At 65.8% G+C, this 16,164-nt stretch carries 10 protein-coding genes and 2 pseudogenes; 4 read left to right on the forward strand and 8 right to left on the reverse strand.

Features of this window, described 5'->3' with window-relative positions; genetic code table 11:
- The 5 genes and pseudogenes from MBELCI_RS15765 to MBELCI_RS15785 all read right to left on the reverse strand — a co-directional run.
- A partial coding sequence (locus MBELCI_RS15765; protein WP_045320327.1) for an ATP-binding cassette domain-containing protein occupies positions 1-236 on the reverse strand: 236 nt, incomplete at its 3' end.
- Between the two features lie 20 nt (positions 237-256).
- On the reverse strand, positions 257-1,882 hold the full coding sequence (locus MBELCI_RS15770) for an alpha-amylase family glycosyl hydrolase (protein ID WP_110546575.1): 1,626 nt from the start codon (positions 1,880-1,882) through the stop codon (positions 257-259).
- Positions 1,883-1,940: 58 nt separating this feature from the next.
- A complete protein-coding gene (locus MBELCI_RS15775; RefSeq protein ID WP_021695243.1) occupies positions 1,941-3,092 on the reverse strand; it encodes a carbohydrate ABC transporter permease in 1,152 nt (383 codons plus the stop codon).
- Positions 3,092-4,332, reverse strand: a pseudogene (locus tag MBELCI_RS22980) (carbohydrate ABC transporter permease). Before MBELCI_RS22980 ends, MBELCI_RS15775 begins: the two are co-directional and overlap by 1 nt.
- Positions 4,333-4,407: 75 nt before the next feature.
- Positions 4,408-5,754, reverse strand: coding sequence for an ABC transporter substrate-binding protein (locus MBELCI_RS15785; protein WP_021695245.1), 1,347 nt, complete (start codon positions 5,752-5,754; stop codon positions 4,408-4,410).
- A 265-nt stretch (positions 5,755-6,019) separates the two neighbouring features.
- Between MBELCI_RS15785 and MBELCI_RS15790 the strand changes: the two genes are divergently transcribed.
- The 3 genes from MBELCI_RS15790 to MBELCI_RS15800 are packed head-to-tail and all read left to right on the forward strand — an operon-like array spanning position 6,020 to position 9,381.
- The gene (locus MBELCI_RS15790; RefSeq protein WP_021695246.1) at positions 6,020-7,045 is read left to right on the forward strand and encodes a substrate-binding domain-containing protein; all 1,026 of its coding nucleotides are present in this window, start codon (positions 6,020-6,022) and stop codon (positions 7,043-7,045) included.
- Positions 7,046-7,055: 10 nt separating this feature from the next.
- Positions 7,056-8,378: a GH1 family beta-glucosidase gene (locus MBELCI_RS15795; RefSeq protein ID WP_045320330.1), complete on the forward strand. Its 1,323-nt coding sequence runs from the start codon at positions 7,056-7,058 to the stop codon at positions 8,376-8,378.
- Between the two features lie 16 nt (positions 8,379-8,394).
- Positions 8,395-9,381 carry a glucokinase gene (locus tag MBELCI_RS15800; protein WP_021695248.1) on the forward strand — a complete coding sequence of 329 codons (987 nt, stop codon included), beginning with the start codon at positions 8,395-8,397 and terminating at the stop codon, positions 9,379-9,381.
- Between the two features lie 168 nt (positions 9,382-9,549).
- Here the strand turns inward: MBELCI_RS15800 and MBELCI_RS15805 are convergent, their stop codons facing one another.
- The 3 genes and pseudogenes from MBELCI_RS15805 to guaB all read right to left on the reverse strand — a co-directional run bounded on the left by MBELCI_RS15805 (position 9,550) and on the right by guaB (position 14,594).
- The gene (locus tag MBELCI_RS15805; protein WP_021695249.1) at positions 9,550-11,856 is read right to left on the reverse strand and encodes an ATP-binding protein; all 2,307 of its coding nucleotides are present in this window, start codon (positions 11,854-11,856) and stop codon (positions 9,550-9,552) included.
- Between the two features lie 69 nt (positions 11,857-11,925).
- Positions 11,926-13,083 (reverse strand): RsmB/NOP family class I SAM-dependent RNA methyltransferase, encoded by a 1,158-nt coding sequence (locus MBELCI_RS15810; protein ID WP_045320328.1) that lies wholly within the window; start codon positions 13,081-13,083, stop codon positions 11,926-11,928.
- A gap of 63 nt (positions 13,084-13,146) precedes the next feature.
- Positions 13,147-14,594 (reverse strand): annotated as a pseudogene (gene guaB, locus MBELCI_RS15815) (IMP dehydrogenase).
- A 180-nt stretch (positions 14,595-14,774) separates the two neighbouring features.
- Between guaB and MBELCI_RS15820 the strand changes: the two are divergent.
- Positions 14,775-16,164: ASKHA domain-containing protein (locus tag MBELCI_RS15820; protein ID WP_045320329.1), on the forward strand; the 1,390-nt coding region annotated here is incomplete at its 3' end.

The raw sequence follows: 16,164 nt of genomic DNA on the forward strand, positions 1-16,164 counted from the left end.
GCGATGCCGCGCTGCGCGGGCGGCACGTCGTTTACGACCTGCCCGTCGATCTCCAGCGTGCCGCCCGAAATCTCCTCAAGTCCGGCGATCATCCGCAGGAGCGTGGACTTGCCGCAGCCCGATGGCCCGACGAAGACGACGAGTTCGCCCTTGCCGATCTCCAGATCAATGTTCTTGAGGACCTCGACCGACCCGCCATAGGTCTTGGCCACGTCCTTGAGTTTCAGCTCCGCCATGGGTGTCCTCCCTGCCCGTCTCAGTCGGTCCGACGCTTCAGCGCCAGACAACTTTGCCATGGTCCGAGATGGATCAGCCCATTCTCGGCCTTTGTCACCGTGCCCAGATCGGTGCCGATCGGGGCCCATGCGCCTTGAGGGAGCGGCACGTCGGCTGGCTCCTCCCCCAGATTGAAGGCGCAGAAAATCGTCTCGTTCTCGTCGTGGCGCACGAAATGCACCACGTCGCCGCGCGAATGCACGCCGTCATCATCGCCAGTGGCCAGCACCGGGTGGTCGTGGCGCAGCGCGATGGCACGCCGATAATGATGCAAGATCGCCGAAGGGTCGGCCTCCTGCTCGGCCACGGCCCGCGGCAGATGCGCGGGCGACACCGGCAGCCAGGGCCGGCCTTCGGAGAAGCCGCCATTGGGCGCGGTGCCCTCCCACGCGATGGGGGTGCGGCAGCCGTCGCGGCCCTTGTATTCGGGCCAGAATTCGATCCCGTAAGGATCCTGCAGATCCTCGAAAGCGACCTCGGCTTCGGGCAGGCCCAGCTCCTCGCCCTGATACAGGCAGACCGAACCGCGCAGGCACATCAGCATGGTGGTGTAGACCCGGGCCGCCTCCGGCGAGAGCTTCCAGCGGGTCGGGTGCCGCTCCACGTCATGGTTGGAATAGGACCAGCAGGGCCAGGCATCGGGGGCGGCATGGGCCAGCCGGTAGAAGGTGTCGGCGGCGGCGGCGGCGGTGAGGCGCGGCGGCTGCAGCATCTCGAACGGGTAGCACATCTGCACCTTGTCGCCGCCCGAGGTGTATTCGGCCATGATCTCAAGCCCACGCTGCGCGTCGCCCACCTCGCCTACGGCAGCTGCGCCGTAAGGCTCCAGCTCGGTGCGGAAGCGCTTGAGGAAGTCGAGGTTCTCGGGCTGGTTCTTGGAGTAGAGATGTTCCTGCCAGTTATAGGGGTTCACGCCCGGCGCGATGGAATCGTTGCGCCGCTCGGGCGGCAGCGCCGGGTTGTCGCGCAGATGCGCGTCGGCAAAGTAGAAGTTGATCGTGTCGAGGCGGAAGCCGTCGACACCACGCTTGAGCCAGAACCGCTCCACATCTAGGAGCGCCTCCTGAACGTCCAAGTTGTGGAAGTTCAGGTCCGGCTGGCTGGTCAGGAAGTTGTGCAGATAATACTGCATCCGCCGGCCGTCCCACTGCCAGGCCGAGCCGCCGAAGATCGACAGCCAGTTGTTGGGCGGCGTGCCGTCGGGCTTGGCGTCGGCCCAGACATACCAATCGGCCTTGGGGTTGTCGCGGCTCGAGCGGCTTTCGACGAACCACGGATGCGCCTCGGCGGTATGCGACAGCACGAGGTCGATCATCACCCGGATGTTCAGGGAATGCGCCGTCTCGATGATGGCGTCGAAATCCGACAGCGTACCGAACATCGGATCGACATCGCAGTAATCGGAAACGTCGTAGCCGAAATCCTTCATCGGCGAGGCGAAGAAGGGCGAAATCCAGATCGCGTCTACCCCGAGCGAGGCTATGTGCGGCAGACGCTTCACGATGCCGCGCAAATCGCCGATCCCGTCTCCATCGGTGTCTTGATAGCTGCGCGGATAAATCTGATAGATCACCGCGCCGCGCCACCAGTTGGGGTCGGTCGGCATGCGCGAGACGTCGGCCGAGGCCGGGACAGAGACGGGAGAGTTCATCGGAAGGCAGTCCTCATTTCACGGAGCCCGCGAGCAGGCCGCGCACGAGGTATTTCTGCATGGCGAAAAACACAACCAGCGGAACCGCGATCGATACGAATGCCGCCGTGGCGAGGATTTCCCAATTGCCGCCGCGCGTGCCCAGAAGCTCGATGATCTGTTTGGTCATCACGGTGGTCTCGCCGGAGCTGTCGATCAGGAATACCATCGCGACGAGGAGGTCGTTCCAGGTCCACAGGAACTGGAAGATCGCAAAGGAGGCCAGCGCCGGAAAGCTCAGCGGCAGAATGATCTTGGTGAAGATCTGGAAGTCGGTGGCGCCGTCGACCTTGGCGTTCTCGATGATGTCGCGCGGCAGGCCGACCATGTAGTTGCGCAGAATGTAGATCGCGAGCGGCAAGCCGAAGCCGGTATGCGCGAGCCACACCCCCATGTAGCCCTTGCCGATGCCGATCTCGTTGTGAAGCTTCAAAAGCGGGATGAGTGCCAGTTGAAGCGGCACCACGAGAAGTCCGACGATCGCTGCGATCAGGAGCGCGCGGCCCGGAAAGTCCATCCATGCCAGCGCATAGGCCGCGAAGGCCGCGACGAGGATCGGGATGATCGTGGCCGGAATCGACACGGTCAGCGTGTTGAAGAAGGCCTTCGACATGCCTTCGATGTTGTTGGGGTTGAACAGCATGTTGTCGTAGTTCTGTAGCGTGAACTCCGGCGCCACTTCGGCGGTGACGAAGACCCGCTGGCCGCGTCCCGACATCTCCTCGACCGAGGTGAAGACATAGTCGCCATTGGCCTCGACGGTGACGATCTCGCCGTCACCCATGTCGACCGTATCGCCCGGCGCATGGGCGCCGACGTCGCGCGACGAGGTGCCGAAAGCCGATATTTCGAGCGGCTCCATGTCTTCGAGCGCAAAGAGATTGCCCGAGACGGTATAGAGGCCGTCGATCAGCTCCTGCTCGTCACCGCTGGCGGTGCGCAGCGTCAGGTTCTGCTCGGTGGGCATCATCGAGCGCCACCAGCCGGAGGACGAAATCTGGTCGCCCGTGCGAAACGACGAGATCAACAGGCCCAGCGTCGGGAACACCCACAGCGCCACCAAGGCGACGACTGCAATGTTGACCGCCCAGGTGAGCGCGGATTTCTTGCCGGCGATGTTGTCCATCAGCGCATCTCCTTGCGGGCGTTGTAGACGTTCCAGATCAGGATCGGCGTCACCATCAGCATGATGACCATCGCCCCCGCCGAGCCGACACCCCAGTCATTGGCGCGAAACAGCTTGTCGTACATGTAGTTGGCGAGCACCTGCGTCTCCCACTGACCGTTGGTCATCGCGAAGACGATGTCGAAGACCTTGAGCACGATGATGGTGATCGTGGTCCAGACCACGACGATGGTGCCGACGATCTGCGGCATCTTGATCTTGAAGAAGATCTGGAACGGGTTGGCGCCGTCGACGATGGCCGCCTCGACCGTCTCCTCGGGGATGCCGCGCAGCGCCGCCGAAAGCAGCACCATCGCAAAGCCGGTCTGGATCCAGACCAGCACGATCATCAGGAAGAAGTTGTTCCAGAACGGGATGGTGAGCCATGTCTGCGGCTGGCCGTAAGGCAGATCGGCGAGGAACACTGCAAGTGTTTGGCGCAGCATCACGAAGACGACCAGCGCCATCAGCACCGCGCCCAGAATGCGCAGTGCGCCAAAAACCGCGCCGGGTCCGCGCCCGTCACGCGCCAGGATCGGGCGCATCAGCGACCAGCCCAGCGCCCCCGCGCCGGCCGCGAGCGCCAACAGCAGGATGGCGGGCACCAGCCGCAACCAGATGAAAGAGCCGACGCCGCCGTCGAAGCCGAGCCAGACTGCGTTGAGCACGCCGATCTGCTCCTGCCTGCGGGGCGGGTGTCGTAGATCAATTTGAAGATCACGGCCGCGCCGACGAAGGAGATCGCCATCGGCATGAAGATCAACGACTTGGCGACCGCGCCCCACTTGATCCGGTCGGTGAGCTGTGCCGCCAGCAGGCCGAAGGCGGTCGAGGCGGCGGGCACCACGATCAGCCATAGAAGGTTGTTGTTGAAGCCTTCCCAGAACTTGGGCTCGCGCAGCATCTGGCGGTAGTTGTCGAGGCCCACGAATTCATAGCCGCCGCCGCGCACCCGTTCAGTGAGCGACAAACGCAGCGTTTCGACCACCGGGTAGGCCAGATAGAGGCCAAGCGCCAAGAGCGCGGGCAGAAGGAACAGCCATGGGCGGACCATGTTGGCGCGGTTGATGTTGCGTCCGGCATTGGGACCACGCGGCGGGAACAGCACCTTGTCGATGAAGATGTTCGAAAAATAGAAGTAGGCGATGCAACCGCCGACCCCGATCACGATGGTAAGCAATCCCTGTAGTGCCGGATTCATCGCGCCCTCCCAAAGCCTGATGCAAAGAAGCGGCCACGACGGAAGTCGCGGCCGCTGAGACGTATCGTTACACGCTTATTTGACGGCGTCCCAAGAATCCTGGATCTCGGAGGCCACGTCTTCGGCGCTCTCGCCGCCGATATAATCGACCATGCCGGTCCAGAACGACCCCGCGCCGACGCCGCCGGGCATCAGGTCCGAGCCGTCAAAGCGGAAGGTGGTCGCCTCGAGCAGGATGTCGTTCATCTTCTTGAGCGTCGGGTCGCCGAACACTTCGGTGTTGACGGTGGTCAGCGGCGTCAGGAAGCCGGTCTGCGCCATCCAGACCTCGTGGGCGATCGGCGTTTGCAGCCACTCGATGAAGGCGGTGGTCGCATCGGTGGCCTCGGTGACGCCGAACAACGTGCCGGCGCCCAGCACCGGCTGGCCGAGGTCCTTGCCCTCATAGGCGGGGAAGTAGAAGAAGTCCGCGTCCTCGCCGACCGAGGTGCCCTCGGGGAAGAAGGTCGGGATGAACGAGGCCTGCTTGTGCAGGTAGCACTGCGGCGGGCTGTCGAAGAGGCCCTTGGGGCTGTCGCGGAAGTCGGTCGAGGCGACGGCGGCGCTGCCACCGGCCACGTAGTCGTCCTGCACGAACCAGCCGAACTCCTCGATCGCGCCGACCACGGCCGGATCGTTGAACGGGATCTCATTGCTGACCCACTGGTCATAGACTTCGGGCGACTGCGTACGCAGCATCATGTCCTCGACCCAGTCGGTCGCGGGCCAGCCGGTCGCACCGCCCGAACCAACCCCGATGCACCAAGGGGTTTCGCCATCCTCGACCATCTGCTCGGTAAGTGCCTTGAGATCCTCGAGGGTCTCGGGCACCTCGTAGCCCGCATCCTCGAAGTTTTCGGGCACATACCACACGAGCGACTTCACGTCAGCCTTGTAGAAAAAGCCATAGAGATCGTCCTCCCCCTCGGGACCCGAATAGGTCGCGAGATCCACCCAGGACTGACCGGCGGCATAGTTCTCGGCGATCCAGTCGGCGGTGCCTTCGGGCATCGGCTCGAGATAGCCCAGCGCGGCGAGATCGCGGGCGAGACCGGGCTGCGGGAACACGGCGATATTCGGGGCCGAGCCTGCTTCGGTGTCGATACGGATCTGCGTCTCGAAGCTGTCCGAACCGGTGTACTGCACGTCGGCGCCGGTCGCTTCCTCGAAATAGGCGAGCATCGATTCAAACAGGGCCTGGTCGCCGCTGAGCCAAGGGCCGAAGATGGTCAGGCTTTGACCCGAAAGGTCATGGCTCTCGGCGAACTGGTTGTAGCTGTCCCAGTTGAACGCGCCTTCGCCGACCGGAAACTTCAGATCCTGCGCCGAAGCGGCGGATGCCAGCGCGATGCCGGCAACTCCGGCGAGAAAAATGGTCTTCATGCGTTACCCTCCCGTAACGGCGGCCCCTTGCCAGAACCGCCTTCAATCCTGCCTTGCGCGCGAACGTGAGCAAGCCACGCCAAAGCGCTTTGGACCCTGCCAACCTGTCGGAGCCCTCCATCTCTGTCAATGGCTCATTCTGTCCTTAACGCGGCGAAAAACATTGCAGTCCTCGTTCCGACGGCGCGAAAACTGGGCTTTGACCTGCAACGGGTCAGCTCGTAGTGTGAATGTTGTTGCAAAAGCGCTTTGGATGGAACCGGGAATGAATCTCAAGCAGCTCTCCACCCTGCTCGGACTGAGCCAGACCACGGTGAGCCGCGCCCTGAACGGCTATGCCGATGTCAGCGAGGCGACCCGGGCCCGCGTACGCGCTGCGGCCAAGGCCCATGATTACCGGCCCAACACACGGGCGCAGGCTTTGGCCACCGGGCGCAGCCGCGTGATCGGCCACGTCATCCCCAAGGTCAGCACCCATGCGATGGTCAATCCGATCTTCGCCGATTTCATCACCGGCGCGGGCGAGACCTATTCGCAATGCGGCTACGAGATGCTGATCTCGGTCGTCGATGTGGCCGAGGAAGAGGCCGCCTACCGGGCCATGAAACGGCGCGGCCTCGTCGACGGTTTGATTGTCTCCGCGCCGCGCATGAACGACCCGCGTATCGAGCTGCTCGACGGTATCGGCCTGCCCTATGCGGTGCATGGCCGCGCCACCGGCACCGACCGGCCCTATAGCTGGCTCGACGTGAACAACCGCCGCGCCTTCGCGCGGGCGACCGATTTCCTGATCGACCTCGGGCATCGGCGGATCGCGCTCATCAACGGGCTCGAGGCCATGGATTTCGCGCATCGGCGGCGGCAGGGCTACGAAGAGGCCCTGCGCGCCCGCGGGATCGCGCCCGACCCCGCCCTGATGCAGCAGGACGAGATGACCGAGGGCTATGGCTGGCGCGCCACGCGCAAGATGCTGGCGCAGCCAGATCCGCCGACGGCCTTTCTCGTCTCGTCGGTGATCTGCATGCTGGGCGTGCGCCGCGCCATCGAGGAAGCGGGGCTGACGCTCGGACGCGACGTCTCGGCCATCACCCATGACGATCAGCTCTCCTATCTGCGCGAGGACGGGCCGGTGCCGACCTTTACCGCGACACGATCTTCGGTACGCGAGGCTGGACAGCGGCTCGCCCGAATGGTCATAGATCGCATCGACACCCCCGAGGCCCCGCATGCCCACGAACTGCTCGAGGCCGAACTGATCATCGGTCGCTCGACGGGTCCGGCTCCAGGATAAGGCGATGACGATGGATGTATCCCGCAAGGATTTCCCCGAAGGTTTTCTGTTCGGTGCGGCGACGGCCGCCTACCAGATCGAAGGTCACCGCTTCGGCGGCGCGGGCCCGACCCATTGGGACAGCTTTTCCAAGGGCCCCGGCACCGTGGTGCGCGCAGAAGACGGCGCGACGGCCTGCGACCATTATCACCGCTACGAACAGGATCTCGACCTGCTGCGCGACGGCGGCTTCGACGCCTACCGATTCTCGACTTCCTGGGCGCGGGTGATGCCCGAAGGTACGGGTGCCGTGAACGAGGCGGGCCTCGATTTCTACGACCGTCTCGTCGATGCGACGCTGGAGCGCGGGCTCAGGCCATTCCAGACGCTCTATCACTGGGAGCTGCCCTCGGCGCTTGCCGATCGCGGCGGCTGGGCCAACCGCGACACCGCGCTCGCCTTCGCCGATTTCGCAGAGGTGATCAGCGCCCGCATCGGCGACCGCGTCGCCTCGACCGCCACGATCAATGAACCGTGGTGCGTGGCTTGGCTGTCGCATTACCTCGGCCACCACGCGCCGGGCCTGCGTGACATCCGCGCCGCCGCGCGCGCCATGCACCATATCCTGCTGGGCCACGGCCTTGCGGTCGAACGGCTGCGCGGCATGGGGCGCGACGAACTCGGGATCGTGCTGAACTTTGAACGCGCCCTGCCCGCCACTCCGGCGCCCGAGCATGCCGCCGCCGCCGACATACAGGACCAGATCTACAATCGCTGGTTCCTCGAGGCGATCGCCCATGGCCGCTACCCCGAGGGCGCGCTGGAAGGTCTCGCGCCGCATATGCCGGCGGGCTGGCAGGACGACATGGCGCTGATCTCCCAGCCGCTCGACTGGCTCGGCGTCAATTACTACACCCGTTCGATGATGCGCGCGGCCCCCGAGCAGCCCTGGCCCTCGGTCACAGCGGTCGAAGGCCCCCTGCCCAAGACCCAAATGGGATGGGAGATCTATCCCGACGGGCTGCATCATTTCCTGATCCGCGCGCGCGACGCGCTGGGCGCCCTGCCCGTCTATGTCACCGAGAACGGCATGGCCCGCGACGACCAGGCCGAGGCTGGCGCGGTGGCGGACCCCGAACGCACGAACTTCATCACCGCCCATCTCGACGCCACGCGACGCGCCATCGCCGATGGTGTTGATGTGCGCGGCTTCTTCTACTGGTCACTGCTCGACAATTACGAATGGGCCTTCGGCTACGAAAAGCGTTTCGGCCTCATCCATGTCGATTTTCAAACACTGGAGCGGACCCCGAAGGCGTCGTATCACGCCCTGTCCTCCGCCCTCGCCCGCTGATTCCGAAGGAACCCGCATGCCCCATCCCGACAACGCCTATTCCCTCGTCGCCGACATCGGGGGCACCAACACGCGCGTGGCGCTCGCCCGTGGCCTCGAGATCCTCAAGCCCAGCATTCGCCGCTACTCCAACGCGGATTTCGCCGGGCTCGAATCGGTGCTGCGGCGCTACATTTCCGATGAGGGCGGAGTCGACTGCATCGGCGCCTGCGTGGCGGTAGCCGGCCCCGTGCGTGACGGGCGCGCCACGATGACCAATCTCGACTGGACCATCGACAAGAACGCGCTGACGCGGGCCACCAATGCCGAAACGGTGGCGATCCTCAACGATCTTCAGGCGCAGGGCCATGCCTTGGGCCATGTCGCGCCCGGTAATGTCCGTGACATCATCCCCTTTCCCGAGGCTTCGGTCCATGCGGCCAAGCTGGTGATCGGCGTCGGCACCGGTTTCAACGCGACCCCGGTGTTCGACACCGAGGACGGGCGCTACGTCACACCCTCGGAATCGGGTCACGTGAACCTGCCGGTCAACAGCGAGACGGATTTGCGTTTGGCACAATACGTCTCGACGGCGCATGGGTTTCCCGCGGTCGAAGACGTGTTGTCGGGGCGCGGGCTCGAACGCGTCTATGGATGGCTCGGCGTCGAGGCCGATGATCACGCCGAAAAGACCGCGGCCGACATCATGCAAGGCTGCGCCGATCGCAGCGATCCGCGCGCCGTCGAGGCCGCGCGGGTGTTCACCCGGTTCCTGGGCACCACGGCCGGCAACCTCGCGCTGATCCAGCTCCCCTTCGGAGGGGTCTATCTGGTAGGCGGCGTCTCGCGGGCCATCGCACCCTATTTGCGAGAGTTCGGTTTTGCCGATGCCTTCCGTGACAAGGGCCGCTTCGCGGGCTTCATGGGGAATTTCGGCGTCGCGGTGATCGAGGATGATTACGCCGCCCTGATCGGGTGCGCCGCGCATCTCAACGGGCTGATTCTTCCCGGCACTGCGAGTTGAAGACCGCAAGACCATCATGCCGGCTCGCGCTGTCACCTTATCGGGATCACGATGGCGCGGGTGGCATAACCCCACGGACGGCATAGCCCCCCATGAAAGAGCCTGTTGACGTTATCTTCGACTGACACCGATCCGCATGTGGCCGGGAGCACGAGCTGTACCCCAAGTTCAACAGGCGATCCGGGTCTGCACCGTGGCCGCCAGATCGGTGAGCGAGAACGGCTTGGGAAGAAAGACCGAGTTCGGGATTTCGGCCTGCTGCTCGGCAAAGGTGTCCTCGGCATAGCCCGACACGAAAACCACTTGGGTATCGGGGCGGTCGATCAGTGCCTCGCGCACCCAGGTCGGACCATCCTTGCCGGGCATGATCACGTCGGTCACGAAGATATCGACCTCGAGTTCGGGATCGGCGAGGATCGTCAGAGCCGCTTCCGCATCTTCGGCTTCGATTACCGTGAGCCCACGCAGCCGCAGGGCGCGCGCTGCGAAGGCGCGCACCGGCGCTTCGTCCTCGACCAGAAGCACCACCCCGTCGGCGTGATGCGCCAGCGGGCCAGATGCCTCGGCGCGAACGGAACGCGCAGGCTCTGCCACCCCGGCGCAGCTCGGGAGCAAGAGCGAGAAGCAACTGCCCTCGCCGGGCTCGCTGTCGACAAAGACATAGCCCCCGCTCTGCTTGACGATCCCGTAGACCGTCGACAGCCCGAGCCCGGTGCCTTCACCGGGCCGCTTGGTGGTGTAGAAGGGCTCGAATACTTTGGGCAGCTTGTCGACCGGGATGCCGCATCCGTGATCCTGAACCCGAATGCGCACCCACCGCCCCGCAGGTACCATCGCGCGGTCGCGCTCAAGTGGAACGTCAAGCATCACGTTGTCGGTCTCGACCACAATCTCGCCGCCATCGGGCATCGCGTCGCGCGCATTGACCACGAGGTTCATCAGGACCTGTTCGAGTTGCCGCCGATCGGCGCGCACCTGCTTGAGATCGGGGTCGTGGTTCAGCGTGAGGACCACCTTCTCGCCGACTAGGCGATTCAGCAGATGCGTGAGGTCGGACAGCGTGTCTCGCAGGTCGAGTTGTTCAAGCCGCAGGTTCTGTTTGCGCGAATAGGCCAATAGCTGTCCGACGAGGCTCGCGGCGCGGTTCGCGTTCTGATGGATCTGCGTCAGGTCGCTGTAGTCCTGATCGCCCTTGTCATGCCGCAACAGCAACAGATCGCAATGGCCCGAGATGGCCGTGAGCAGATTGTTGAAGTCATGCGCGATGCCGCCGGCAAGCTGGCCGATGGCCTGCATCTTCTGTGCTTGGACGAACTGCGCCTCGAGAGATTTCTGCTCGGTGGCGTCGTAGAGGACCGCGACGATCCGGCCATTCTCGTCGGCTTCGCCGAGCGTCACCTGCACCACCGTATCCTGCCCCGGGCCGCGCAGCTTGAGAAACTGCGGCCCCGGCACGGCGCGGCCCTCCACCGCCTCGGAAAGCCAGTCGCCCACCGGACGGCCCAGACCCTCGATCAGATCCGAAAGCCGCGCCCCCGGCTCAGGCGGCTCGGGCATCAACGCGCAGGCTGCGCGGTTCGCCTCAAGGATGCTTCCGTATCGGTCGAGGCGCAGCATCGGGACAGGCAAGCCTTCGATCGTGTTCCCTTCTATGGCTTCGTCCCGGGGCAGGCTGGCGGGCGGCAGAAGATAGATCTCCCGGCGTCCGCCGAGGGCCGGAATCTCGGCCACGAGGGTCTCCACCGAACCGTTCTCGCCAAGTATGGACTGCCGCCGACCCGGTCGCAGCGGCCTTGGGCCGAAAATGGCTTCGAGCGTTCGGGCGCGCCCCCCAGTCAACGCGCGGCAGGCCTCGTTCATATAGAGGATCGTTCCGGATGGTCCCGCAGTCAGCATCGGCAGACCGAGCGCATCCGCCGCCCGTCCGGTGCCGGGTCGCTCGGCCAGGTCGTCGATCCGCCACAGCAACGCGCCGCCGCCAAGGCGGGTAACCGTCAGGCGCAGATGCCCGCGTCGCGTCGCTACCATGTCCTGCGCCGATCCCTCGCGGTCCGCGCGCTGTCGAAGCCGCGACAAGGTCGCCGCGGGTGTGGCGAAATGATGCGACAGGGCCTCGGCCAATGTGCCGAGCCGCCCGCCGAAACGCTGCGAAGCCGCGAGATTGCAATCAAGGATCGTCCCCTGCATGTCGCTGAGGAAGCCGGGCACCGTGTCACGCTCGATGATCCGCGCCCCGAGCCGAACAAGGTCACGCCGCTGCCGCTGCTGACGCAGGCGGCGCAGCCAGAACAGCGCCGCCACGCAGGCCAGCGTCGTGCCGAGCAAAAGCAGCGCCAGCGAGGTGTGACCCTCGGGTGACATCGCTGCCGCCGCCAGCGACACCGAAGCTGCGCCCAGAATCGTGGCAAGCTGCGCCGTGCCCGGCAGGGCTTCGCCATCGTCGGCCGCCATGGCCGGCAGATCGAGTTCGACCACCTGTGCCTCCTCGGATGTCCGTGCATCCACTGGAGGTCAAAATAGCTAACGGCGGGTTAAACCCTGCTCTCAGCCCCGTTCAAAACGGGCCAGAAAGAAGCCGTCGCCATCCTGGCCGGGCAAGCGCTGCATCCGGTCGCGCAAGATCCATCCGGAGTGACGGGACAGAAAGGCCGCGACGTTCGCATCGTTTTCTTCGCGCAGAACGGAGCAGGTCGCATAGCTCAGGCTGCCGCCCGGCGCGACATGGCGCGTGGCCGCATCGAGCAGCCGCGCCTGAAGCGCCGCGAAATCGGCGAGACCGGAGGGCGTAAGCTGCCATTTGCCGCCCGGGTCGCGGCGCCAGGTGCCGCTGCCAGAGCAAGGCGCATCCACGAGAACATGATCGCAGGTCATCGAACCCAGCTTTTCGGCCACCTTGATGCGCACCCCGGCGCGCGCCGCGCGATCGGGAATGTCGCGCATGCGCGCGGCGCTGATGTCATGCGCCGTCACCGCCACATCCGCGCGCCCCGCAAGAGCGAGAGCCTTGCCGCCACCACCCGCGCACATGTCGAGCACGGTCTGCCCGTCACGCAGGGGCAGCCGCAGCATGGCGGCCTGGGAGGAGGCATCCTGAAGCTCGATCAGCCCCTCCGCGAAGGCCCGCCCGCGCGTGATAGCGCGTTCGCCGGAGACCACCCGCAGCGCTCCCTCGACCTCGTCATGTGCGACGGCCTCAATGCCATCGGACGCCAGCGATCGAAGTGCCCTATGCGCATCGCCCCGGCGCGGATTGACCCGCAGATATACCGGCGCGCGGTCACGCAGCGCCTGCGCGGCGGCTTCGGCCTCTTCGCCTATATCCGCCTCGAAACGATCCCAGAGCCAGTCCGGCAGATCTTGGCGAACCGCCGGGCCGGGTCGAGTGGCGGGAGAGGCGGCTTCATCGGGGGACAACGGTGCGGGAGCATGGTCCTGCCCCGTGAAGATGTGATCCAGTTCAGTTTCGGTCTGGCGCAGCATTCCGATCATGATGCCGCGTCCCGTCTCGGCCCCGCCCTCATGCGCCGCCGAACGGCGACGGCGCCAGCCACCGAACACCAGATCGCGGACTGCGGCGCGGTCCTTGGATCCGGCATAGCGACTGCCCCGCGACCAGCGCAGCAGGGCCTTTTCGATCGGCATTCCGGAGAAGCAATCGTCGAGCACGCCGATTGCGGCGGCCACGCGCGCAGCCGGAGTCATCGCTGCGACCCTGCCTTCTTGTGCTGCTTCATGGCCTGCATCCTGTTTCGCCAAGACAATGTCTCAGCCGATCCGGTAGTTCGGGCTTTCACGGGTGATCTGCACGTCGTGCACGTGGCTCTCCTTGAGCCCCGCGCCAGTGATCTTCACGAAATCGCAATTGCCGCGCATCGACGTGACCGTGGGGTGGCCGGTATAACCCATCGCCGCCCGCAGGCCGCCCACGAGCTGGTGCACCACGGCGGTGGCGGTGCCCTTGTAGGGGACCTGCCCCTCGATACCCTCGGGCACCAGCTTGTCGGAGGCCGCGTCCTTCTGGAAGTACCGGTCTGCCGAGCCGCGGGCCATGGCACCAAGCTGCCCATGCCCCGGTAGGATTTGAAGGTCCGGCCTTGATAGAGGATCACCTCGCCGGGGCTCTCGTCGGTGCCCGCGATCATCGATCCGACCATCGCGCAGCTCGCGCCGGCGGCGATCGCCTTGGCGAAATCGCCCGAGAACTTGATGCCGCCATCGGCGATCACCGGCGTGTCGCCGGCGGCCTGCGCGCAATCCATGATCGCGGTGAGCTGAGGCACGCCGACGCCCGCGACCATCCGCGTGGTGCAGATCGAGCCCGGGCCGATGCCGACCTTGACCGCGTCCGCGCCCGCGTCGATAAGCGCCCGGGTCGCCGCCCCGGTGGCCACGTTGCCGGCCATGATCTGGACCTCGCCCGCCGCGCGCTTGAGTCGACGCACCGCCTCGGCCACCCCTTCGGAATGGCCGTGTGCGGTGTCGATGACGACGATGTCCACCCCCGCCTCGACCAACGCCATGGAACGCTCGAAACCCGCATCGCCGACGCTTGAGGCGGCGGCCACGCGCAACCGCCCCAGCCGGTCCTTGCAAGCCGACGGGTTGAGCACCGCCTGCTCGCTGTCCTTGAGCGTCAGAAGGCCCGTCAGGCGGCCATCGGCATCGGTGACGAGCAGCTTCTCGATCCGGCGCTCCTTCATCAGGTTGCGCGCTTCTTCGAGATCGGCGGGCTCGTTGAGCATGGCGAGGTTGTCGGCGGTCATCATTGCCTTCACAGGCGTGCGGTCGTCGGCGGCGAAGCGCATGTCGCGGTTGGTGACGATGCCGACGACGCGGCCGCCCTCGCCCACCACCGGAAAGCCGGTGACCGCATACTGCTCCATCAGCCGGCGCGCATCGGCCAGCGTCTGGTCGGGGGTGAGCGTGATCGGGTTGTAGACGATGCCCGACACGAAACGCTTCACCTGCCGGATCTGCTCGGCCTGTTCGGCGACGCCGAGGTTGCGGTGCACCACGCCGATGCCGCCCGATTGCGCCATGCAGATCGCCATGCGCGCCTCGGTCACGGTGTCCATCGCGCTCGACAGGAGCGGGATGTTCATCGCGATGTCGCGCGTCACCATTGTGCGGGTATCGGCCGTGGACGGCATGACGCTCGATGCGGCGGGAACCAGCAGAACGTCATCGAAGGTCAGAGCCTCGCGAATCTCCATCGGGACCACTCCTTTGGGATGCTTCGTTTGGCACGTCCCTATCGCACCGATCTTCCCGAGGGGAAAGGGCCAAAGCGGCGTGTCGCATTGGCGACACGCCCTGCCGCGCCCGCACCCTTTTCCTCGCGGCGCAATCGCCTATGGTCCGCCCAAGCACCGCACGCCCCCGAAAGGCCCGACATGACCCAGGACCCCCTCGTGATCTTCACCCCTTCGGGCAAGCGCGGCCGCGTGCCCGAGGGCACCACGGTCCTCGCCGCCGCGCGCCGCCTCGGCGTCGATCTCGACAGCGTCTGCGGCGGCCGTGGCATTTGCTCAAAATGCCAGGTAAGCCCCGGAAAGGGCCAGTTTTCAAAGCATGGCGTCACCGTGGCCGAGGACGCGCTGGGCGAGGTCAACGCCGTCGAGGAGCGCTATGACCGCATTCGCGGCCTCAAGCCCGGCCGCAGGCTGGGCTGTCAGGCGCAGATCCGCTCCGACGTCGTGCTCGACGTGCCCCCCGAAAGCCAGGTGCACCGCCAGGTGGTGCGCAAGAACGCCGATGCGCGCCCCATCGTCATGGACGCCGCGACGCGCAAATTCTTCGTCTCGGTCCCCGAGCCCGACATGCACGAGCCCAAGGGCGATCTGGAGCGCCTGAGCGAGGCACTGCGCGGTCAGTGGCGCATCGGCGAGGTGTCAGCCGCCCCTTCGGTGCTGGCCAAGCTGCAGCAGGCGCTTCGCAAGGGCGCGTGGGAGGTGACCGTCGCGCTGCATCAGGAGACCGAGGACGGGCCGCGCCGCATCCTCGACCTCTGGCCCGGCTTTCGCGCAGAACCGTTCTGGGGTCTGGCCATCGATCTCGGCTCCACTACCATCGCGGCGCACCTGACCTCGCTCGAGGATGGCCATGTCGAGGCATCGGCCGGCGTGATGAACCCGCAGATCCGCTTTGGCGAGGACCTGATGAGCCGGGTCAGCTATTCGATGATGAACGAGGGCGGCGCGGCGGAGATGACCTCGGCCGTGCGCGCGGCGATCGACGATCTGGCGCGCGAGCTGGCCGCCGAGGCCGGGATCGAGGCGCGCGACATCGTCGAGACGGTCTTCGTGTGCAACCCGGTGATGCACCACCTGCTGCTCGGGATCGACCCGGTGGAGCTTGGTCAGGCCCCCTTTGCGCTTGCCACGTCGGACGCCGTCGCCCTGCCCGCCCGCGATCTGGATCTCACGGCGCTGAACCCCGGCGCGCAGGTCTATGTGCTTCCCTGCATCGCCGGGCATGTTGGCGCAGATGCCGCCGCCGTGGCCCTGTCCGAGCGGCCCGACCAGTCGGACGATCTGGTGCTCATCGTCGATGTCGGCACCAATGCCGAGCTGCTGCTGGGCGACCGGGCGCGGGTACTGGCCTGCTCGTCGCCCACCGGCCCCGCCTTCGAGGGCGCGCAGATCAGTTCCGGCCAGCGCGCCGCCCCCGGTGCCATCGAGGCGATCCGCATCCACCCCGACACCAAGGAGCCGCGATTCCGCGTCATCGGCTGCGAAAAATGGTCCGACGAGCCGGCGTTCTGGGACGAGGTCGGTCCGGGCG

Origin of the sequence: Limimaricola cinnabarinus LL-001 (assembly GCF_000466965.1) — a bacterium.
GTDB lineage: Bacteria > Pseudomonadota > Alphaproteobacteria > Rhodobacterales > Rhodobacteraceae > Limimaricola > Limimaricola cinnabarinus.

Bases quoted from the DNA above. Each gene is read 5' to 3' on its own strand.
- MBELCI_RS15770 (WP_110546575.1), bottom strand. From the start codon at position 1,882: ATGCCGACCGACCCCAACTGGTGGCGCGGCGCGGTGATCTATCAGATT.
- MBELCI_RS15775 (WP_021695243.1), bottom strand. From the start codon at position 3,092: ATGGACAACATCGCCGGCAAGAAATCCGCGCTCACCTGGGCGGTCAAC.
- MBELCI_RS15785 (WP_021695245.1), bottom strand. From the start codon at position 5,754: ATGAAGACCATTTTTCTCGCCGGAGTTGCCGGCATCGCGCTGGCATCC.
- MBELCI_RS15790 (WP_021695246.1), top strand. From the start codon at position 6,020: ATGAATCTCAAGCAGCTCTCCACCCTGCTCGGACTGAGCCAGACCACG.
- MBELCI_RS15795 (WP_045320330.1), top strand. From the start codon at position 7,056: ATGGATGTATCCCGCAAGGATTTCCCCGAAGGTTTTCTGTTCGGTGCG.
- MBELCI_RS15800 (WP_021695248.1), top strand. From the start codon at position 8,395: ATGCCCCATCCCGACAACGCCTATTCCCTCGTCGCCGACATCGGGGGC.
- MBELCI_RS15810 (WP_045320328.1), bottom strand. From the start codon at position 13,083: ATGACTCCGGCTGCGCGCGTGGCCGCCGCAATCGGCGTGCTCGACGAT.